The sequence below is a fragment of the Kribbella speibonae genome, assembly GCF_004331375.1.
Lineage (GTDB): Bacteria > Actinomycetota > Actinomycetes > Propionibacteriales > Kribbellaceae > Kribbella > Kribbella sindirgiensis.
Map to the genome: position 1 here is coordinate 258,494 of NZ_SJKC01000009.1, position 20,147 is coordinate 278,640.

The 20,147-nt window shown below is 68.0% G+C and carries 24 protein-coding genes; 14 read left to right on the top strand and 10 right to left on the bottom strand.

All coding sequences use genetic code 11. From position 1 onward, the window contains the following. The first annotated feature begins 75 nt into the window (after positions 1–75). Positions 76–1,578, top strand: a complete 1,503-nt coding sequence (locus E0H92_RS42160; RefSeq protein WP_275670137.1) for an HNH endonuclease signature motif containing protein — start codon at positions 76–78, stop codon at positions 1,576–1,578. On the opposite strand, the gene E0H92_RS42165 is transcribed toward E0H92_RS42160, so the two are convergent. From E0H92_RS42165 to E0H92_RS45630, 3 genes are all read right to left on the bottom strand, one after another. After that, complete coding sequence (locus E0H92_RS42165) at positions 1,562–2,125, bottom strand: hypothetical protein (protein WP_131500247.1); 564 nt, start codon at positions 2,123–2,125, stop codon at positions 1,562–1,564. The genes E0H92_RS42160 and E0H92_RS42165 overlap by 17 nt on opposite strands. Then, positions 2,122–2,619, bottom strand: coding sequence for an RNA polymerase sigma factor (locus tag E0H92_RS42170; RefSeq protein WP_131460721.1), 498 nt, complete (start codon positions 2,617–2,619; stop codon positions 2,122–2,124). The genes E0H92_RS42165 and E0H92_RS42170 overlap by 4 nt, the downstream gene beginning before the upstream one ends. A 113-nt stretch (positions 2,620–2,732) precedes the next feature. Further along, positions 2,733–3,599, bottom strand: a complete 867-nt coding sequence (locus E0H92_RS45630) for a methyltransferase domain-containing protein (protein WP_131500248.1) — start codon at positions 3,597–3,599, stop codon at positions 2,733–2,735. 115 nt (positions 3,600–3,714) lie between these two features. Here E0H92_RS45630 and E0H92_RS42180 point away from each other — a divergent pair, with 115 nt between their 5' ends. From E0H92_RS42180 to E0H92_RS42195, 4 genes are all read left to right on the top strand, one after another. After that, positions 3,715–4,167: a GNAT family N-acetyltransferase gene (locus E0H92_RS42180; protein WP_238152563.1), complete on the top strand. Its 453-nt coding sequence runs from the start codon at positions 3,715–3,717 to the stop codon at positions 4,165–4,167. A gap of 9 nt (positions 4,168–4,176) precedes the next feature. Continuing rightward, the gene (locus E0H92_RS42185; protein ID WP_131460723.1) at positions 4,177–4,902 is read left to right on the top strand and encodes a class I SAM-dependent methyltransferase; all 726 of its coding nucleotides are present in this window, start codon (positions 4,177–4,179) and stop codon (positions 4,900–4,902) included. After that, positions 4,899–5,267 carry a hypothetical protein gene (locus E0H92_RS42190; RefSeq protein WP_131500249.1) on the top strand — a complete coding sequence of 123 codons (369 nt, stop codon included), beginning with the start codon at positions 4,899–4,901 and terminating at the stop codon, positions 5,265–5,267. Before E0H92_RS42185 ends, E0H92_RS42190 begins: the two co-directional genes overlap by 4 nt. Before the next feature lie 96 nt (positions 5,268–5,363). Continuing rightward, a complete protein-coding gene (locus tag E0H92_RS42195; protein WP_131460725.1) occupies positions 5,364–7,172 on the top strand; it encodes a glycoside hydrolase family 2 protein in 1,809 nt (602 codons plus the stop codon). On the opposite strand, the gene E0H92_RS42200 is transcribed toward E0H92_RS42195, so the two are convergent. After that, positions 7,157–8,164: a YeiH family protein gene (locus E0H92_RS42200; protein ID WP_238173827.1), complete on the bottom strand. Its 1,008-nt coding sequence runs from the start codon at positions 8,162–8,164 to the stop codon at positions 7,157–7,159. The two genes, E0H92_RS42195 and E0H92_RS42200, sit on opposite strands and share 16 nt — an antisense overlap. A 179-nt stretch (positions 8,165–8,343) precedes the next feature. Between E0H92_RS42200 and E0H92_RS42205 the strand changes: the two genes are divergently transcribed. Further along, positions 8,344–9,117 carry a GntR family transcriptional regulator gene (locus E0H92_RS42205; protein WP_131460727.1) on the top strand — a complete coding sequence of 258 codons (774 nt, stop codon included), beginning with the start codon at positions 8,344–8,346 and terminating at the stop codon, positions 9,115–9,117. On the opposite strand, the gene E0H92_RS45635 is transcribed toward E0H92_RS42205, so the two are convergent. Then, complete coding sequence (locus E0H92_RS45635; RefSeq protein WP_131460728.1) at positions 9,118–10,032, bottom strand: LysR family transcriptional regulator; 915 nt, start codon at positions 10,030–10,032, stop codon at positions 9,118–9,120. A gap of 111 nt (positions 10,033–10,143) precedes the next feature. Between E0H92_RS45635 and E0H92_RS42215 the strand changes: the two genes are divergently transcribed. The 6 genes from E0H92_RS42215 (at position 10,144) to E0H92_RS42240 (ending at position 15,195) form a co-directional block, all read left to right on the top strand. Next, entirely contained in the window at positions 10,144–10,854 is a 711-nt protein-coding gene (locus E0H92_RS42215) for an SDR family NAD(P)-dependent oxidoreductase (protein WP_131500251.1), read from the top strand. A gap of 1 nt (position 10,855) precedes the next feature. Next, positions 10,856–11,962: a YbfB/YjiJ family MFS transporter gene (locus E0H92_RS42220; protein ID WP_202874108.1), complete on the top strand. Its 1,107-nt coding sequence runs from the start codon at positions 10,856–10,858 to the stop codon at positions 11,960–11,962. Then, positions 11,959–12,309 carry an SgcJ/EcaC family oxidoreductase gene (locus E0H92_RS42225; RefSeq protein ID WP_131460730.1) on the top strand — a complete coding sequence of 117 codons (351 nt, stop codon included), beginning with the start codon at positions 11,959–11,961 and terminating at the stop codon, positions 12,307–12,309. The genes E0H92_RS42220 and E0H92_RS42225 overlap by 4 nt, the downstream gene beginning before the upstream one ends. Before the next feature lie 11 nt (positions 12,310–12,320). After that, the gene (locus E0H92_RS42230) at positions 12,321–12,716 is read left to right on the top strand and encodes a VOC family protein (RefSeq protein ID WP_131500252.1); all 396 of its coding nucleotides are present in this window, start codon (positions 12,321–12,323) and stop codon (positions 12,714–12,716) included. Between the two features lie 24 nt (positions 12,717–12,740). Beyond that, positions 12,741–13,526: an arylamine N-acetyltransferase family protein gene (locus E0H92_RS42235; RefSeq protein ID WP_131460732.1), complete on the top strand. Its 786-nt coding sequence runs from the start codon at positions 12,741–12,743 to the stop codon at positions 13,524–13,526. 229 nt (positions 13,527–13,755) lie between these two features. Next, positions 13,756–15,195 carry an ATP-binding protein gene (locus E0H92_RS42240; RefSeq protein ID WP_238152565.1) on the top strand — a complete coding sequence of 480 codons (1,440 nt, stop codon included), beginning with the start codon at positions 13,756–13,758 and terminating at the stop codon, positions 15,193–15,195. A gap of 184 nt (positions 15,196–15,379) precedes the next feature. Here E0H92_RS42240 and E0H92_RS42245 read toward each other — a convergent pair whose 3' ends face one another. Further along, the gene (locus E0H92_RS42245) at positions 15,380–15,994 is read right to left on the bottom strand and encodes a flavin reductase family protein (protein WP_131500253.1); all 615 of its coding nucleotides are present in this window, start codon (positions 15,992–15,994) and stop codon (positions 15,380–15,382) included. Between the two features lie 633 nt (positions 15,995–16,627). Here E0H92_RS42245 and E0H92_RS42250 point away from each other — a divergent pair. Together E0H92_RS42250 and E0H92_RS42255 are read left to right on the top strand one after the other, a co-directional pair. Next, positions 16,628–17,305 carry an ArsR/SmtB family transcription factor gene (locus E0H92_RS42250; RefSeq protein ID WP_275670138.1) on the top strand — a complete coding sequence of 226 codons (678 nt, stop codon included), beginning with the start codon at positions 16,628–16,630 and terminating at the stop codon, positions 17,303–17,305. A gap of 47 nt (positions 17,306–17,352) precedes the next feature. Then, a complete protein-coding gene (locus E0H92_RS42255) occupies positions 17,353–17,592 on the top strand; it encodes a hypothetical protein (protein ID WP_130388759.1) in 240 nt (79 codons plus the stop codon). Between the two features lie 343 nt (positions 17,593–17,935). Here E0H92_RS42255 and E0H92_RS42260 read toward each other — a convergent pair whose 3' ends face one another. The 4 genes from E0H92_RS42260 to E0H92_RS42275 form a co-directional block, all read right to left on the bottom strand. Further along, positions 17,936–18,598, bottom strand: a complete 663-nt coding sequence (locus E0H92_RS42260) for an anti-sigma factor family protein (protein WP_131500255.1) — start codon at positions 18,596–18,598, stop codon at positions 17,936–17,938. Continuing rightward, positions 18,595–19,104: a sigma-70 family RNA polymerase sigma factor gene (locus E0H92_RS42265; protein ID WP_130388757.1), complete on the bottom strand. Its 510-nt coding sequence runs from the start codon at positions 19,102–19,104 to the stop codon at positions 18,595–18,597. The genes E0H92_RS42260 and E0H92_RS42265 overlap by 4 nt, the downstream gene beginning before the upstream one ends. A 40-nt stretch (positions 19,105–19,144) precedes the next feature. After that, entirely contained in the window at positions 19,145–19,555 is a 411-nt protein-coding gene (locus E0H92_RS42270) for a DoxX family protein (protein WP_131460736.1), read from the bottom strand. Between the two features lie 135 nt (positions 19,556–19,690). Continuing rightward, positions 19,691–20,110 (bottom strand): MarR family winged helix-turn-helix transcriptional regulator, encoded by a 420-nt coding sequence (locus E0H92_RS42275; RefSeq protein WP_131460737.1) that lies wholly within the window; start codon positions 20,108–20,110, stop codon positions 19,691–19,693. Positions 20,111–20,147: the final 37 nt, after the last annotated feature.

Here is a 20,147-nt window from a genome sequence, read left to right on the forward strand (position 1 = left end):
GTGGATAACAGAATCCGTTGAAAATAAGGGGTTCTGTGACGCCGACCTGGCCCGTACCGCGACACGGTCCAGTACATAGAGTTCCGCTACCGCCTCGACCACTCACGCGCCTACCGCGACGTCAAACTGGCCCGCGCGCTACCGAAGTACGCCGCCGTCACGGCCGCCCTGCCCGTTGATGCGGCAGAAGGGGAGGAGCCGCCGGAGGTGCTGTTGCGGCCGGCGCAGGCCGAAGCGATCGTGACCGCCCTGGAGAAGGTTCCGACGACGGTGCCGGTTGCTGATATCGAGTTCGCCGAAGAAGAACTGGTCCGTCTCGCCCGCCACTTGGCCCCCGCCGATCTGCGCAAGGCCGCCGAACAGTCCCGCGACATCCTGGACACCGACGGCCCCGAACCCGAAGAGGACAAGGCTGCTGCCCGTGAGACCTTGACCTTGAAGACGGCCGATCGGGGGGTGAAGTTCACCGGGTATCTGGCCAACGAGAACGCCGAGTTGTTCCGGACGTTCATCTTTACCGGCGCCCGCCCGCACAAGACCGTCGACGGTGAGCGTGACCCGCGCTCCCGGGAGAAGCGCCAAGCCGACGCTCTCACCACCACGCTGACCCTGGCCGCCACCGCCCTGGACGCAGGCGCCCCGTCGCCCACCATCCCCCGCCCCGCCCCGCCAGCCGACCCCACCCCAGCCAACCCCCCGCATGCTGATTCCCCGCAGGCTGATTCCACGGAGGACACGACGAAAGCAGCCACCGCCGATGCGATCGGGCACACCGTCTATAGCAACGGACTGTCCGCAGCCACCATCCGCCGCCTGGCCTGCGACGCCAACGTCATCCCAGTCGTCCTCGGCTCCAACTCCGAACCCCTCGACGTCGGACGCAGCCAACGCCTCGTCACCCGCGCCATCCGCCGCGCCCTGAACACCCGCGACCGCGGCTGCGTCATCTGCAACGCGCCACCGGTCATCTGCGACGCGCATCACCTCATCTCCTGGATCGACGGCGGCGAAACCAGCGTCGACAACCTCGTGCTCTTGTGCCGCCGCGACCACACCGACCTGCACCACGGCCACTGGACCATCACCATCACCAACGGCCAAGTCCACGTCACCAGACCCACCTGGGCCGACCCACCATCCAGCCGACCACACAAACCACCAGACAACGCACCCCTGGCACACGAGCCACCCGGTGAACGCCCCACGCCATCGGAGCCATCGGGCGGACCCACGCCCATCGGCATCCCGACACCCCGGTCCTCAATCCCAGCAGTCGATCCGTGGGGTGAATCCGACACGCCCGCGGCCGGTGCGTCCGCCGTACCGGCAGCCGGCGCATCGAGCGTCAGGCCGAGCCGCTGGCAGGCCGACGAGTCGACGCGCGCGGAAGCGGCCCGGTTCGCGGTCTGGGGCGAGGGCAACACAAACGGCTCCGACATCAACTCCGGCTCCGGCCCGCCATCCTTCGCCACGGTCCAGCCGCCGCGTCCAGCCTCCCGTCCGCCCGCGCTGCTCGCCGGCGGCCCGATAGCCCGTCCACATGTTCAAGTCATCGTTCTGGCTATCGGGCGGGGCTGATGTTGCCGACCAGGTACAACCCGCCGGTGCCCAAGCAGTCGCGGCCCGTCCACGTGTCCTTGAAGCTGTCAGCACCACCGCCGCCGATGTCGAGGAGGACACCGGACCTCGCGACCACCGTGTTCGGACCGGCGAGGATCTCGAACGACTGTGCATTCCCCCGGACTGTGTACCCACGGGGCCACACGAGGGTGACCCCGGACTGTCCCGCCCGAACGCACCCGCTCGCGTCGACGGTCAAGGTGGCTCGGAGAGCCGCCTCCATCCCGCTCGGGCTGTCTCTGTCGGACCGGACGATCCGAGGTACAAGGCCGGCCGTCGACGGTCCATTTGCTGTCGGCGGCTTGCCGCCGTCCGGGCGGACGACCCACGTTGCCCCCGCAACCACCACCGCGGCGGCCAATGCGGCGCCTGCTACCGCGAAGCGTCTGCTGCGGATCCGGCGGCGCTGGATCCGCTCGACGACCGTGTCCTCGCCGAGGTCAACGAGGTCACTGCCCTCCGAGGCCGCGGCCCGGAGCATTTCGCGTAGATCGTTGGTAGTCATGGCGTGCTCTCCTCGGTGATGCCGAGCTGCACGGCGAGCTTCGCCCTCGCGTCGGCCAGGTGTCGCTTCACAGTGCCCTCGGCGCAACCGAGCTCGTCGGCGATGTCGGCGACCGTCAGGTCTTCGTAGTAGCGCAGAACAACACACGCCCGCTGCCTCGGCGAGAGGGTCGCCAGCCCTCTCCGGACCTCGTCCGCCAGCGCGAGCCGGTCGTCGTCGTGGTGAGGTACGTCGACCAGTAGATGGCGGGTCGCGTTCCACCGCTTGAGTCGCCGACGACTGTCGACGTACTGATTCAGCATCGTGCGCCGGACGTACGCCTCGAGCTGGTCGATGTCGTCGCCGATCCACCGACGGCTGAACACCCGCGTGAGCGCTTCCTGGACCAGATCGCCGGCGGTCGTCGAGTCACCGGTCAGGAGATAGGCGTAGCTGCGTAGCGCGCCACCGCGCGTGGCCAGCAACGTCCGGAACGCACGCTCCCAGTCAGCCACCTCACCACCCTCCGTCCTCTCACCTACCTGGACGAACAACCGGGCGGCGGCGTTGGGGGGTCAGGCAGAACAATTTCGAGAAGTGTCCGTCGGGACTTGCAGGGACTTCAATCTCATCTGTCGCCATTTGACGATGCAGTGGTTCTGGCCGGCCGGGTTCGGGACAGGACGTAGGCGGTCGGGGTCGCGCCGTTGTATTTGAGGAGACGCTGTCGCACGACCTTCAGGCCACCCTGCCGCTCGATCGCAGTGTGCAGCAGGCGCTTGTCCTCGGTGAGGAGTACGGCGCGACCGTCGGCGGTGAGGACGCGGTCTAGCTCGTCGAGTGCGGATGGATAGAGGGTGCGGTTGCCGCGGTGGCTGCCTACCTGTTTGCCGAACGGGAGATTCGCCACGACCCGGTCGACGCTGCCGGTCGCGAACGGGAGGGATTCCGCTGCGGCCTGGGAAAGCGGTCCGGACAGGTTGCGAGCGGCCAGGTCGAGCGCCTTCGGGTCGCGGTCCGTCCCGACCACGAGCGCGCTCGGCTCGCGACGGCGTACGGCCCGCAGGATTGTGCCGGTTCCGCAGACGGATCGAGGACCCGATGGCCCGGCCGGATCTTCGCCAGCCGCACGAGCACCTCGGCAACGATCAGATTCGTTGACCACGGCAACCGTTCCACCCACCCGAACCGCCGCATCCAGGCCATCGACCCGATCTCCACGATCGAACCGTCCGTTGGTTCGCGGACGGCGATCGTCGAATACAGGGCGCAGCTGATGAGTTCGTCGAGCGGACCGTCGACCGTGCAGGCCACGGTGGCGACGGACAACTGATGGATCGAGTGGATCGAGGGCATCGCTCGGAGCTCCTCGATGAGGAGGTCGGCGGCGCCGTTTATGGTGCGCAGAACGAGGTGGTTGGTGACGCGGGGCAACGAAGCTCCTGAAGGCTCGCGATCGACAGAACAGTCGAAGCGCGGCGCAGGCACGCCACATCGAGCCGACCCCGTCCAGGGCCCGCCACGACGTACCTACACCTTCAGAAACGCTGCATCGGGCAACAGCCTAGGTCGCACCACGGTGCGAGTTCATCCGCTTTTAGGATGCCGTGGTGGAGATTGAGGAGCGGTCGGCGGAGGATCTCGAGCTGGGTGAGCTGCTGGCGGCCGCGTTCGGCGAGCTGGTCGCGAAGTACGGGGCCGAGGGGCGCTCGCAGGTGAAGGACGGTGCGCGGTACTTCGTGGTGCTCGACGATGCACGTCACGCTGTCGGGTGCGGCGCCGTACAGGCCTTCGAGCCGAACAGCGATCATCCCGGCGACGGTGAGGTGAAGCGGATGTACGTCGCCCCGGCCGCACGGGGACGGGGTTACGCGCGCGCCTTGCTGGCCGGTCTGGAAGCGGCTGCTCGCACCGCCGGCCACCCGACGCTTCGCTTGTCCACAGGCGAGCTGCAACCCGAGGCGATCGCCCTCTACGAATCGAGCGGATACACCCGCACGGCACCCTGGGGAAAGTACGTCGATCAGCCCGGAACACACTGCTACGCAAAGGAAATCCGGTAGAATTCAGAGGTGACGGGACCTCGTATCTTCACGGTTGACCAGTTGCTCGATGTGCTCGATCAGGTGGTGAGTGGGAGTGGACGGGGAGACCGCTCCAGCGCCTCCGCCGCGGAGTACTGGACCGGCTTGCTGACCACGCCCGGGCACCCGCTGGCCACCCAACTCCCGGACGAACCGCTGGTCGACTGGCACGAGCGGGGCCTGCTCGGGGAGCTCCACAACGCGCGAGTTCTCGACGTCGGCTGTGGTGCCGGCCGCAACACCAGGTGGTTCGCCGAACAGGGCGCGACCGTCGACGGGATCGATCTCGCCACGGACCTCCTCGACACACTCCGGCCGACCATGCCCGCCGCGGTCACGTTGACCGCGGTCGACGTACTGCGTGATCCGCTGCCCGCTGGTGAGTACGACGTGGTGTACGACTCGGGGTGCTTTCACCACATCGCCCCGCACCGCCGCATCACCTACCTCCAGCGGGTCCTCCCCCTCGTGCGCCCCGGCGGCCGGTTCGGCATCGTCGCCTTCGCCGCCGAGCGCATGGACATGCCCAGCGACCTCGACGTGGTCACCACCGGCGACACGTACGGCGGCATGACCTTCTCCGTCGACGACCTCCGCACGATCTTCGGCACCCTCACCCCGGTCGAGCTACGCGCCGTGAACCCGTCCCGCGAGAACACCTTCGCCCCCGACTTCCTCAACGCCGCCCTCTTCACCACCCCGGAGCACCGATGACCGGAGACCGAACCCTGCGTCTGGACGTCGCCTACTGCGCCCTTGCCGCCCTCCTCCTGCTCACCTTCGCGCGCCTACTCGCCCCGCTGACGGGCCTGCCTGCCACGGCGCTCGCGGCCGCCGGCCTCGGCGTACTGGCTTGGACCGCGCTCCTCGCCTACCTGACCGCCGTGGCCCCGCGCCGACTCGCGCTACGCATAGTCCTCGCGGTGAACGTTGTAGCCACTCTTGCCATCGCCATTACCGCGGCGACCAGCCACGACACGCTCCTCACATTCCTCCTCGCAGCCGTCGCCGCCGAGGTCGCCGCCTTCGCCGTCACCCAGGCCCTCGCCCTCCGCACCCTGCAGCCGACCGCGCGCTGAGCCTGGTTCAGGTCGTGGAACTGGCCGTTGCCCGGTCCATTCCAACGTTGTAAAGTGCAGCTGTCCCGCCACCGATCAAGCATCACGGGAGAGTTCATGTCGCAGCCTCGTGCGGAGTACCCGCGTCCGCAGTTCGTCCGGCCCGAGTGGGTGAACCTGAACGGCGAGTGGCAGTTCGAGATCGACCGGTCGGACTCCGGACTGGAGCGCGGCCTGCGGGATCGCGAGCTGACCCAGCGGATCGTCGTACCGTTCGCGCCGGAGACCGAGTTGTCCGGGATCGAGGACGTCGACTTCATGGAGGCGGTCTGGTACCGCACCACCGTCACGATCCCCGCGGAGTGGGACGGCAAGGACGCCGTACTGCACTTCCAGGCCGTCGACCACGACACCACCGTCTGGGTCAACGGTGAGGAGGTGGTCCGGCACCGCGGCGGGTTCACCCCGTTCAGCGCCAACCTGCACCACGTCGCCGAGCCCGGCCAGGAGGCGACCATCGTCGTTCGCGCCCGCGACACGCACCGCGGCCCGCAGGCACGCGGCAAGCAGAGCCAGCTGTACTTCAACCACAGCTGCCTCTACACCCGTACCACCGGCATCTGGCAGACCGTCTGGCTCGAAGCGGTCCCCACGGTGCACCTGAAGCGGCCCCGGATCACCCCGGACGTCGCGGGCTCCAGCTTCCACCTCGAGGTCCCGGTCTCGGCGAACAAACCGGGCTGGAAGGTGCGCGCACTGCTGCGGGACGCCGAGGGCGAGATCACCAACGCCGAAGTACGCGCCGACCTCGACCTGGCCCCGCGTCTGACCTTGCAGGTTCCGGCCGACCGCGTCCGCCTCTGGGACACCACGGATCCGCACCTGTACGACGTACGCCTCGAGCTGATCGATGCCGACGGCAACGTGGTCGACGGGGCCGACTCGTACGCCGGTCTGCGGTCGGTGAGCATCAACGGCAAGGCGATCCTGATCAACGGCAAGCACGTGTTCCAGCGGCTCGTGCTGGACCAGGGGTACTGGCCGGAGAGCCTGATGACCGCGCCGTCCGAGGAGGCGCTGGTCCGCGACATCGAGCTCAGCCTGGCGGCCGGGTTCAACGGCGCGCGCCTGCACCAGAAGGTGTTCGAGGAGCGGTTCCTGTACCACGCGGACCGGCTCGGGTACCTGGTCTGGGGCGAGTTCGGCGACTGGGGTTCGGGCGTCGGCAACACCGACAAGGAGAACCAGCAGCCGACCGCGTCGTACGTCGGCCAGTGGCTCGAGGCGGTCGAACGCGACTACAGCCACCCGAGCATCGTCGGCTGGTGCCCGCTGAACGAGACGCACCAGCTCCTGCACGACCGGATCACCCAGCTCGACGACGTGACCCGCGCGATGTTCCTGGCCACCAAGGCCGCCGACACCAGCCGTCCGGTGCTGGACGCCTCCGGCTACAGCCACCGCGTGCCGGAAACCGATGTCTGGGACTCGCACAACTACGAGCAGGACCCGGCCGAGTTCGCGCAGCAGATGGCGGATCTCGTGAATGACAAGCCGTACGGCAACACCGGCGGCCCCGAGGGCAAGCCGATCTCACTGGCGTACGACGGCCAGCCGTACTTCTGCAGCGAGTTCGGCGGTATTTGGTGGAACGCCGAGAAGGCGGCCGCCGGAAATACCGGAAACTCGGCGGATTCCTGGGGCTACGGCCAGCGGGTCGCGAACGAGGAGGACTTCTACACCCGCTTCGCCGGCCTGGTCGACGCACTCCTCGACAACGAGTTGATGTTCGGCTACTGCTACACGCAGCTGACCGACGTCTTCCAGGAAGAGAACGGCATCTACAACTTCGACCGCACCAACAAGCTCGACGTACCGCGCATCAAGGCAGTCCAGGACCGCCAGGCTGCTTACGAGAAGGACTGAATTCCGAGGCTGCCGACAGCGACCAGGACCCAGAGGATCGCTCCGAGGAGGAGCGGCCTGGGTCCTGCGTCGCGCAGCTCGCGCGGGCGCAGGGAGAGGCCGATCGCGGCGAGCGCGGCGGTGATGAGGGTGCTGCCAATGATGGTCAGGGTCGGCAGCCAGGACTCCGGTACGGCGCCCGCCGAGCGGAGGCCCGCTGCGGCGATGAAGCCGATCAGGAACAGCGGAACGAGCTTGCGCCACGGCAGCGGCTTGCGGATCGACGCGGTTGCCCCATCGTAGGAGCCCTCGGCGGTGGCGTCGAGGGCGCGGGCGACGCGGTTCTCGCGGCGGATCTTCAGCGCGACCAGCGTCAGCACGATCGGGATCAAGGTGAGCGACCGCGTCAGCTTCACGACAATCGCCTGGTCGCCGGCCGCCTGGCTGTACGCGTACCCGGCCGCGACGACGGACGAGGTGTCGTTGATCGCCGTACCGGCCCACAACCCGAAGGCCTCCGGGCTCAGGCCGAGCAGGTGGCCGAGCGGCGGGAACGTCAGGACGGCGACGATGTTGAAGGTGAAGATCGTCGCGAGCGCGTAGGCGACGGACGAGCGCTTGGCGCCGATCGCGGCGGTCGCGGCCGCGATCGCGGAGCCGCCGCAGATCGCGGTGCCGACCCCAATCAGGATCTGGGTATCGCCGCGGACGCCGAGGATCCGGCCGAACAACCACGCGCCGCCGAGAGCGAGCGCCAGCGTGCCGAGCATGACGGGTAGCGACGAGACGCCCACGCGCGCGACCTGTTGCAGCGACAACCCGGTGCCTAGTACGACGATCGACAACTGGAGCAACGTCTTCGAGGCGAAGTCGTACCCGGGCCGCCAGACGTCCGAGCGCAGCGCCGGGACCACACTGCCCGCGATCACGCCGAGCAGGATCCCGAAGACCGGTCCGCCGACGAGCGGTACGAGTCGCCCGAGCGGGACGGCCGCGGCGGTCACCAGCAGCACGATCCACAACCCGCGCAACCGGCGTACGGCAGACCCGAGGCGACGGATGGTGGGAGCGGCGGAGTGAGGGTGAGGTGCCCTAACCTCGAGCTGCACCACTAGCCGGTTCCCTTCCGTCAGAAATGTACGTACATTCACGGTAAGAGATGACCGGACATTTGGCAACCCGGGAAGGATCCATGCGGAAGCTTGAGCGAGGGAGCGGCGAGCCGCTGTGGAAGCAGCTGCAGGAGGATCTCGTACGCCGGTTGCGCTCCGGCGAGTTCGATGACGCGTTCCCGGGTGAGCTCGCGCTGGTCGAGGAGTACGAGGTCAGCCGGCACACCGTCCGCCAGGCGCTCGGACAGCTCCGTACCGATGGTCTGATCGTCGCGGAGCGCGGCCGGCAGCCCCGAGTCGCGACCGCGCCGGAGATCCGCCAGCCGATGGGCGCGCTGTACAGCCTGTTCTCCTCCGTCGAGGAATCGGGCCTGCCGCAGCACAGCGTCGTAAGGGCGCTCGACCTCCGCGCAGACGGTGTGGTCGCCGCCCGCCTCAACCTCGAAGGCTCCATCCCACTGCTCTACCTCGAGCGCCTCCGGTACGCCGGCGACGAGCCGCTCGCCCTCGATCGCGTCTGGCTACCCGCCAGCCTCGCGGAGCCGCTGCTCGACGCGGACTTCACCCACACCAGCCTGTACAACGAACTGGCCGAACGCACCGGCATCAACCTCGACCACGGGCGCGAAGACATCCGCGCAATGAACCCGAGCCCAGCCGAACGCGCGCTCCTGCACTGCCCCGCCGACGCCGCGGTCTTCTCCATCATCCGCCAGGGCACCGCCCAGAACCGTCCGGTCGAGTGGCGCCACACAATCGTCCGCGGCGACCGCTTCGCCCTCTCCGCCGAGTACTCCGCCCACACCGGCTACCGCCTCACCCCAGCCACCACCGCCCTCGCCCAAGCCTGGTGATCAGAGCCGCTCGCGGAACGGATCATCTGCGGGCAGCCAGCAGCTCTCCAGGTCGAACTCGACCGCGACGTCCTTGGTCAACGCCTCGACCGTGGCGAGTACGGCGGGCCGCTCCTCGTCGCGACGTACCACCAAAGCCCAGGTCCACACCGGGATCGGATCGACGATCGGGCGGCGGGCGAAGCCCCGTGGGAGCGGGGTCGCGTCCCGTTTCGGTGAGCTGACGACCGGGCGGCCCAGTCGGCGTACATGGTCGTAGAAGGCGGGGCCGGTGATGCCGTGGTCGTCGATGCGGACAACCGAGGCTCCGGTCGCGCGGGCGAACTCGATGGCGTAGATGTTCCACGAGGCCCACGCTTCGGTGTCCGCGTCGACCAGCACGACCGTGTCCCGCGCCCGCACGGGCGAGTCGTCACCGATCGAGAACGCGAACAACCGATCCGCGCCCAGCAACGAGCCGGCCAGGTCCTGCTCGGCCAGATCGGTCGCACGTACCCAGCAGATCGCCAGGTCGATGCTCCCGTCCGCGACCCGCCCGGCCTGCGTGTGCGACGGCATCACCCACGCATCCACCAGCAGTTGCGCGACCCCGGACACCCGTTCCGCCAGATCCGCCGGCCGCCAGCTGACATAGCCCAACCGCACCGGTTCACTCGCCGCGAATCCCCGAGCGGTACGCCGCAACGCGTCCGCCTCCTCGAGCAACGCCCGCGTCTGCGGCAGCAACGTCTCGCCGTACGCGGTCAACCGCACGGTCCGGCGATCGCGCTCGAACAGCCGTACGCCGAGATCGCGCTCGAGCGACTTGATCTGTTGCGACAACGACGGGCCGGCGATGTGCAACCGGGCCGCCGCCCGGCCGAAGTTCAGCTCCTCGGCGACCGCCACGAAGTACCGCAACTGGCGCAGCTCCACGGTCTGCAGCGTAGTAGGCCGAGCCTCCCAGCTGGGAGCAAAGCGGTCGTGGAAAAGCACGGATGGTTCGACAACGATCGAAGTAAACCAACCCGATCGAGAGAGAGAATCATGAACCACCGCAAAGTCGCCGTGATCACCGGAGCGTCCCAGGGCATCGGCGCCGGGCTCGTCACGGCGTACCGCAAGCTCGGCTACGCCGTCGTCGCGAACTCGCGCACGATCGCGCGCTCCGACGACCCCGAGGTGCTGGCCGTACCCGGCGACCTCGCCGAGCCCGGCGTCGGCACCCGGGTGATCGATCAGGGCCTCGACACCTTCGGGCGGATCGACACCCTGGTCAACAACGCGGGCGTGTTCGTCGCGAAGCCCTTCACCGAGTACACCGACGAGGACTACGACCGGATCGTCGGCCTCAACCTGCGTGGCTTCTTCGACACCACCCGGCGGGCGATCGCCGCGATGCTGGAGACCGGCGACGGCGGACACGTCGTCAACATCACGACGACCTTCGCCGATCACGCCTTCAGTTCGGTGCCGTCGGCGCTCGCCTCGCTCACCAAGGGCGGACTGAACTCCGTGACCAAGGCGCTCGCCACCGAGTACGCGGCCCGCAACATCCGCGTCAACGCGGTCGCACCAGGTGTCATCCGGACGCCGATGCACCCGGAGGAGACGCACGAGTTCCTGGCGGCACTGCACCCGGTCGGCCGCCTCGGCGAAATCGAGGAGATCGTCGACGCCGTCACCTACCTGGAGACCGCACACTTCGTCACCGGCGAAACCCTCCACGTCGACGGCGGCCAGCAGGCCGGCCACTGACATGACGGAAGGGCGCACAGCGGGCATGGGGCAGTGGGAGTTGGTCGGGCGTGGGGCGGCTGCGTTGGCCGGCGGGATGGGGATCGGGCGGTTTGCGTACACGCCGATCCTGCCGATGATGCACGCTCAAGCCGGTCTGTCCCCGCGGCTCGGCGCGACACTCGCAACGGCCAACTACACCGGCTACCTCGCCGGTGCGCTGGCCGCCGTGGCCGCGCCGCGCCTCCTCCACTCCCGCTGGGCGCTCCGACTGTCACTCGTGATCCTGACCGCGACACTCGCGTTGATGCCCCTGAGCCAGAGCGGTCCGCTCTGGCTGGGACTGCGCCTCATCGCGGGAGTCGCGAGCGCACTGGTGTTCGTCATCGCGGTCAGCGCCGTACTCCCCCGCCTGCACAGCCACCACATCGGCTGGACCTTCGGCGGTGTCGGCGCCGGCATCGCGCTTTCGGGCACGGTCTTGCTCGGCGGTACCTGGCGTACGGCATGGTGGATCACAGCCGTCCTGATGATCGCCTGCACCATCCCGGCGTGGCATCTCACCGGATCGCCGCCATCACCCACTACCGAACACACAACCAGGTCACGGTCCTTCACCGCACTCCTCATCAGCTACACCTTGGAAGGCGTCGGCTACATCATCGCCGGCACGTTCCTCGTTGCCGCGATCAACGAAACCGCCTCCGGACCGGTCGGCAACAGCGCCTGGATCGTCGTCGGCGTCGCCGCCGTACCATCGACCGCAGTCTGGGCTCACCTGAGCCGCCGCTGGTCACGCCCGATCCTCCTGCTGGTGGCGCTGCTGCTCCAGGCAATCGGCATCGCAGTGCCCACCGTCGTCCCGGGCATCGCAGCTGCCCTGATCTCCGCTGCACTCTTCGGCGCCACGTTCCTCGGCATCGCCAACCTCGCGATCGCGATCGGCAGCGAACTTCGCGTACCGCACGCGGTCGCCGTCCTCACCACCGGCTACAGCCTCGGCCAGATCGTCGGGCCACTGGCCGTCGGACCCCTACTACACAACGGATATCACCAGGCGCTCCTGGTCAGCGCCGGCGTCGTCGCCCTCGCGGCGGCCGCCGCACATCCTCTGAGGAGACTCGCATGAACAACGTCCTCACCACTGTCCTCGATCAGTGGAAGTCGGGCATCGACGACCACGACCCCGAACGCGTCGCCGCGCTCTTCACCAAGGACGCCATCTTCCAGGGCCTGCACCCGTACGGCGTCGGTCGGGACACTGTCGTCGAGTACTACGACTCGCAGCCCGTCGGCCTGTCGCCGCAGTACCGCATCCTGGAGACCCGCGAGCTGAGTGACGACCTGCTCCTCGGGTATCTGACGGTCGATTTCACGTTCACCGACCGGGCCACGCTGACCGTCAACCTCAGCGTGCTGCTCCGGCGTACCGAAGATGGCTGGCTGATTACGCACTATCAGGTGTCGCGGTTGTAGATACTGGCTGGATGAGTGTCAAAGAGCTGCGGTTGGTGGTGACGGTGGACGACTACGACGCCGCGGTGGCGTTCTACCGGGACGCGCTCGGGCTGCCCGAGCGCGAGTCCTACACGACAGGGGATGCGCAGGTGATGATCCTCGAGGCCGGCCGGGCGACGCTCGAACTCGCGAACCGCGCGCAGGCCGAGTACATCGACGAGGTCGAGGTCGGGCGACGCGTGGCCGGCAAGTTCCGGGTCGCGCTCGAGGTCGACGACTCGGCGGACACAACGGCACGGCTGGCCGACGCCGGCGCCACAGTCGTCGCCGAGCCGACCCGTACGCCGTGGGACTCGCTCAACGCCCGCCTCGAAACCCCGGGCGGTATCCAGCTGACCTTGTTCACAGAACTTGACCTCAAGTGAACTGGAAGTGTTGAGGTAGCGGGCATGTGGAACACCTCGCACCTGGACCTCGACGCCTACCTCCGCCGGATCGGCCACGAACGCGTCGCGCCCTCGGCCGACGCGTTGCGCAGCCTGCATCGGGCGCACGTGCTGGCGATCCCGTTCGAGAACATCGACGTGATCCTCGGCACTCATCCCGGCATCGGCCTCGACGCGATCCAGGCCAAGCTGGTCGGCCGGCAACGCGGCGGGTACTGCTACGAGCACGCGCTGCTGTTCGGCGCCGCACTCGAGCAGCTCGGGTTCGACGTCGTATGGCGGGTCGCCCGGGTGCAGCCGCATAAGGCCGGGCCGCGGACACATGCACTGCTGAAGGTCGGCGTCGACGGGCAGGAGTTCCTGGCCGACGTGGGATTCGGCGCCGGCCAGCTATACCCCACCCCGCTGAAGGACGGCGCCGTCGTAGACCAAGCCGGCTGGGACCACCGCCTCACCCTCGACGGCGACGTCTGGACCCTCTCGAAGCAGACCGCTGATGGATGGATCCCGCAGCACGCGTCGAACGACGAACCGGTCCGCCCGATCGACTACGAGGTCTACCACCACTACGTCTCAACCCACCCGAACTCCCCCTTCACCGGCCGCCCCGTAGTAATGCGAGTCGCCGAAGGCGTCGTACGCCGTCTTGTCGGCGACACCCTGACCGTCGACCACGCGGACGGTCGCACTACCGAACGTGCGGTTCCTCCGGCGGACCTTCCCGAGGTACTGGCATCGCTGGACGTCATCCTCAGCGAGGAAGAGATCGACCGCCTACGACTGGTGTAACAAGTACCCCCGCGTGCTACGCAGGCGCTTGCTTCGTCGCTGCGCTCCTCAGCGCGCCTGCTTCGCGCGCTCCCGCCCGCCCCCCGCTTAGCGCGGTGCGTCCGTTTCCGGCTGGCGCCGGTGCTGCGAGCTGGCGCTCGCGGGTGACGGCTGAGCCGGCGCTCCTCTACAGACGACTGTTGCTACGGGGACCGAGACGCGAGGCGGACCGCGCTCCGCACGACTGTCATTGGCCGCCGACATGCTGCGGCCAGAAGCGGCAGATCTGCAACCGGACGGGCGGCAGATTTGCAGCGTGGCTAGCGGCAGATTTGCAGGCAAGTCGGCGGCAGATTTGCAGTCTGACTGGCGGCAGATTTGCAGTCTGACGCATACTCGGGGGGTGAGCGATGATCTGGAACCCCACGCGGAGCCCGAGTCGCCGTTGGGGCGCGTCCTGCCACGGCATGCGCATGCGCTGATCGACGAGGCCATGGCCGATACCCGGGTTGTTCTGGTGAACGGTGCGCGGCAGAGCGGGAAGAGCACGCTCGTGCGGCTGGCCGGGGCCGCGGTGGACGCGGAGTGGTACACCCTCGACGACACCGACATTCGTGAGGCGGCCCGCGAGGACCCCAGGGAGTTCGTGGCTGGGTCGAAGCCGAAGATCATCGACGAGATCCAGCGGCTCCCGGAGCTCCTCCTGTCAATCAAGGCCCGGGTCGACGAGCGGCCGGCGCCTGGGCAGTTCCTACTGACAGGGTCGGCGCGGGTACTGGGGCTGCGGACGTTGCCGGATGCGCTTCCGGGGCGGATGGAGACGATCGAGTTGTGGCCGTTCGCGCAAGGTGAGATCGACGGCAGACCGGATCGGTTCATCGACGCGATCTTCACCCATGGCCCGGATCTGCGGCACACGTCGGACCTCGAACGCGCCGACTACGCCGATCGTGTGGTGCGGGGTGGTTTCCCGGAGGCGGTCGCGCGGGATCAGCCGCGCCGGCGGCAACGATTCTTCGACTCCTATGTCAGCAATCTCATCACCCGTGACGTCAGCCAGGTCGGCGAGATCGAGAAGGTCGGCGAGATGGAGAAGCTCGTCCGGTTGATCGCCGCACGTTCCGGCGGACAGTTGGTGATCCACGAACTGGCAGGCAAGGCAGGGTTGGCGAATAACACTGTCGCGCGGTACGTGAGCCTGCTGCAGGAGATCTTCTTGATCAAGATGATCCCTGCCTGGTCCCGCAACCTCAGCACCAGGGTGACCGGTACTCCGAAGGTCGCCGTGGCCGACTCGGGGATCGCGGCGAACCTGGTGGGAGCCGATGCGGCTCAGTTCAAGCGGCCGGGGAGCCCGTTCGGGCCGTTGCTCGAAGGCTTCGTGTTGATGGAACTCGCCAGGCAGCAGAGCTGGAACGACACCCGCGTCGATCTGTACCACTACCGCACCCGCGACCAGGTCGAGGTCGACGCCGTCCTGGAAAACAGGCGCGGGCAAGTGGTGGGTATCGAGGTCAAAGCATCATCGACCCCGCGCTTCGAGGACTTCCGTGGCCTCCGGCATCTCCAAGACCGACTGGGCGACGACTTCATCGCCGGCATCGTTCTGCACACTGGCCAGCACACTCTCCCGTTCGGCCCCAAACTGCGCGCCATGCCGATCAGTGCACTTTGGGAACTGGAGCCGTGAACCAGGACCAGGGGCGATCTGCCACGCGGGCTCGCCGACAGGCCCAGTCCTGCTGATTGATCGCTTGGGGGCAGCGCGGATCTCGCCCAGCCCACGTCGATGTCTTGTGTTGGAGACGTTGGCTTGGCCAGCGCGTCACTGCAGGCGTGGGGTGGGCGGTCAGCCCCACGTGTCGAGGGCGTGCCTATTTCCCTTTGTTTCTGGGGGTTTCGGTGCGGAAGGACTCGCCCAGTTCGGGGCCCAGGGCGTAGTAGTGGCGGAAGTTGTAGATGAGGGGGGACCAGGCGGCTGGGGCGATGTGCGAGGTGCCTGGTACGACGATTTCCTGGGCGGCGTGTACTCGCACCACGCGCGCCTGCGCGATCAGGAAGTTGCCTTTGGCATCTAGTTCCGCGTGGTCGACTGTTGCCTCGAACTGGAGGGGGCATTCGGCGACTCGGGGTGGAGCGATGAGCTCGGAGGGGACGGGAGTCAGGCCGGCTGCGGCGAACTTGGCGCGTTCGTGGTGGAAGCGGGGTTGTTTGTGTGCCGGGACCGGATTGGCTGCGGTCAACGGGGCAAGGAGTTCTACGGACTTCCACTGGTCGGGGGACGGGTAGTTGATGACCACCTCCGGGCGGGCGCGCAGGTTCATCGCGGTCTGCCCGGAGACGCCTACTCCCAGGACCACGACGTCGCCGAGCGCCCAGGCGGATGACATCGGGGCCAGGTTCACGGTCCCGTCCTCGTTCAGGGTCGTGAGGAGGGCGACCGGTGTGCCGACGTAGAGAATGGAGGGTTCGATCGTCAGGTGGGTCACGTGAATCGAGCCTAGGTACGGAACTGTTCGGCGGCGGCCGAACGTTCACACAAGCAGGCGGTTCGCAAGCAGGCTGGGTCCGCGAGCGCGGCGGTTCGCAAGCGTGGGGCATCGCGGAGTCGGCTCGCGGGGTTGACCACCCGCGCCACCCACCACGGTTACTCACCCACAGCACGTTCCCTAGCAGTCACCCGCGAGCGCCAGCTCGCAACCCGCCGGCGGTAGCCGGCAACACCCGGCGTCAGCCGGAAACAGATGCACCGCGCTAAGCGGGGGCGGGTGGGAGCGCGCGGAGCGGCCGCGGTGAGGAGCGCAGCGACGAAGCAAGCGGCCGCGCAGCACGCGGGGGTTGGCCCACAACCACCACTCACCACAGTCACTCACCCGAGCACGCTGGCTTAGTTGTCACCCGCGAGCGTCAGCTCGCAACACCCCGGCGTCAGCCGGAAACGGATGCACCGCGCTAAGCGGGGGGGTGGGTGGGAGCGCGCGGAGCGGACGCGTTGAGGAGCGGAGCGACGAAGCAAGCGGCCGCGTAGCACGCGGGGGGACTGTTCGGTGGGGGGCTAAGTGTTGGGGCGGCATGATGGGGTTATGACGGCCGAAGGTGAGGAGTTGGCGGGGTGGGCTCGGATGTTGGCCGATGGGACCAGGGCGACAGTTTGTTTGGCGTTGCTCGATGGGCGGGCCTGGACGGCCAGTGAGCTCGCCAGGTTGGCGAAGGTTTCCCGGCCGACGATCAGCGAACATCTGAACCAACTGGTCAACGGCGGCCTGTTGACCGAGGTGCGCCAAGGCCGGCACCGGTATGTGAAGCTAGCCGGACCGGACACCGCCGAGCTGCTGGAAGGGCTCGCCGCGCTGGCGCCGCGGCGTACCGAAGTGGTGAACAGCCTCGCAGCCCACAGCAGGCGCGACGCGTTCGCGCGGGCCCGCACGTGCTACGACCACCTGGCGGGCAAGCTAGGGGTCGCGCTAGCCGACGCGATGACTGAGCGCGGTCTGATCGACTGGTCCGACGGGATCGCGTTGACGCCGGACGGCCAAGCCTGGTTGGAGGATCTCGGCATCGAGCTCGAGGTACGCCGGGGACGCCCGGCCGTCAGGTCCTGTCTGGACGTGACGGAACGCCGGCCGCATCTAGCCGGCGCGGTCGGGGCGGCGTTGTGCAGGCACGCATTGCGGAACGACTGGGTGACGCATATCCCGGGCGGTCGCGCGTTGAAGGTGACGGGTTCGGTTCAAGCGTTCGGTCTACCTGTGAGAGTTGTCAAAGAATTGCAGCCGGGCCCGCGTGAAACAGAGAAGTAACACGCGTCCGGGAGGCGCGTAGCTCCGAAACCCCCTAGCCTTCGGCCATGACTGAGTTCGAGCCCGGCACCGATCTGGTGTCCCGACTCCCTCTGCCCAGCCATGTTGTCGTCCTCGCGGACGGCAAGTGGCGTCGCGGCTGGCTGATCGGCCGCGACCATGAGGAATCGGGATGGACCGCTCTGGTGCAGTACGAGGGCGACGACGGCAACGAGCGGACGGAACGCCTGCCGGCGGACCGGATCGCTCTCCCGGAGTCGAACGGCCCGACAGAACAAGCGTCCTAGGGAGGGAACGCGAAGCAGTGCGAAGGCCCCCGGGGTGATGAGTCACCGGGGGCCTTCGTGCGTAACGCTGCTTGGGCGCCTCAGAAGCATCGAGAACCCCGTCCCAGACCCTTCGGGCGGACGGCCTGGGACGGGATCCTCAGTGGCGTTACACAGGGTGTATCGCCGGTAACGCCCCGAGTGTTACAGAATCGGCAGAACTTTCTTGCGGCCGCATCACGACAGCCACGACGTACGGCGGCCCCGGTGCACGTCCCTGAACACCGGGGCCTGGACCAACGGTCTCTCGAGCGACCGCCGCTCTTCATCTTCAGGTGCCCGAACACACTGCGGACATGCGTGTTCAGAAACGCACAGCCAGCAATACCCGGCCGGACTCCGAGCTGCGGATGTCCAGGGCCTTGATCTCGTTGCGCTGCAGCTTCGTGGTCGCCGCGGGCTTCACCGTCGTCCCGGGCGAGGAGGTCCAGCTGGCGATCAGCTCGACCTTTCCGGTCGTGTCCGTGACGTACAACTCGTAGCCGCGGGCCCGTTCGCTCGGCGTCGCGAGTTCGTCGTACCGGCAGCTGATCTCGATCGTCGTACCCCACGGCTCCGGCACCAGCCGGGCGTCCGCGGACAGCTTGCTGGACACCGTCTGGGCGAGTACGACGTAATCGCCCTTCGGCTCGTTGCGGGTCAGCGGGACGACGACCACCGCACCGATGACAGCGGCCGCGACGGCGATCCCGGTCGTCAGCGCGCCGAACCGGATCCGTTGCCTGCGCCGGTCGCGCTGAACGTTCCGGACCAGACCGGGCAGCAGGTTCGGCGGTTCGGCCGTGATGGTGGCCAGCGCCCGGTCGGCCGGCAAGGCGGCCAGCACCCCTGGGATGCCGGCCAGGGACGCGACCCCAGTCGAGCACTCCTCACACGTGTGCAGATGTTCCTCGTACGCGCGCCGGTCCTTCGCCGACAACGCGCCCAGCAGGTACGCCGCGTCCCACTCCCGGTACGGGTCGCTCACTGGCTCGTCACCCCCTTCTCCTGCAGCGCGAGCTTCAACGCTCGCAGCCCGTAGTGCAGCCGCGACTTCACGGTGCCCGACGGGATGTCCAACTCCTCGGCGATGTCGGTGACCGTACGGCGTCCGTAGTACGCACGAACGATCACCTGCCGATGTTCCTCCGACAACTGAGCCAGCGACTCGGCGACCAGCCACGCATCGAGTACGGCGTTCGCGTGGTCGGCGCTCGGGTTCTCCGGGAGGTCGTCGCTGGCGACCTCCCGGCTGACCCGGGCGCTGCGCCGGTCGTCGATGACGAGATTGCGCGCCACCGTGAACAGCCACGCCCGGGCCCCCGCCTCGTCCTCGGCCAGGATGTTCGGCCGCCGCCAGGCCCGGAGCAGGGTCTCCTGGACGACGTCCTCCGCCAGCCGGTCGTCGCCGGTCAGCCGGACGACGAACCGCCACAGCGCAGGAGCGTGCACATCGTGCAGCTCGCGCAGCAGCGTCGCCCGGTCGTCGGCCATCGGCGCTCCTGAACTGTGGGACTGCGGGTCTGCCATCGGGTTACTTGGTCGCTACGGCTGCCTGCGCCGGTGTTTTCGCCGCCCGCTGGACCGACCAGGCACCGTTGCCCAGGAAGGCGATCAGCAGGAAGGCAAAGCAGAACAGGGCTGCCTTCTCGCCACCATTCTGCACCGGCAGCAAAGCATCCACCTGATGCACGGTGAAATACGCGTAGGCCATCGATCCCGAGCACAGCAGCGCGGCGTACCGGGTGCCGAACCCGATCATCACCAGCGCACCGCCGATCGTCTGGATCAGCGCCGCCCACCAGGACGGCCAGACGAACGCGTCGATCTGCTTGGTTCCGAGAACGCCGAACAGCGCGGCCGCACCGTGGGTGGCGAACAGGAACCCCACGACGATCCGGAAGACGGCGATCACTTCTCTCTGAAAACGCTCGAGCACCTGCACAGGGCCTCACTCCTTGGGGCGGGGTTGGTGTCTGTGCCTGGTTCGAACGATTGAGTGCTCTACTTGGTTCAACACTCCGTGATTCGAAGATCACACTCCGAATCGGTTGTCTTTCGGCCGCCGAGTTGCTACCCGTCAGCGTGCGCCGTGCAGTTCTTGCAGGATTCGGACGAAGGTCTTGCGGTCGGTCGGAGCGAGCGTCGTCAGGACCTGCTCCTCCTGCGCCTGGATCTCCTTGCGGACAGTACGGCGTACGCGGCGGCCCTGGGGTGTGATCGAGAGCAGGCGGGCGCGGCGGTCGGCGGGGTCCGGGGTGCGCTCGATCAGGCCGGCCTGCTGGAGTTCGTCGAGGGTGCCGATGATGCGGGACTTGTCGGCGCCGATCGCCTCGGCGAGGGCGGCCTGGGTCCGGACCGGGGTGTCGTCGAGCGCGGTGAGCACCGAGTAGCCCCACATCGAGACGTCGTGCGCGGCGAGCACGGGCAGTTCGAGCGCGATCAGTTCCCGCACCAGCGGATACAGCATCGCGGCGAGATCGGGACGCTCGGTTGCCATGCCCGGAAAGGTAGCACTGGCGCAATCATATGCTGGC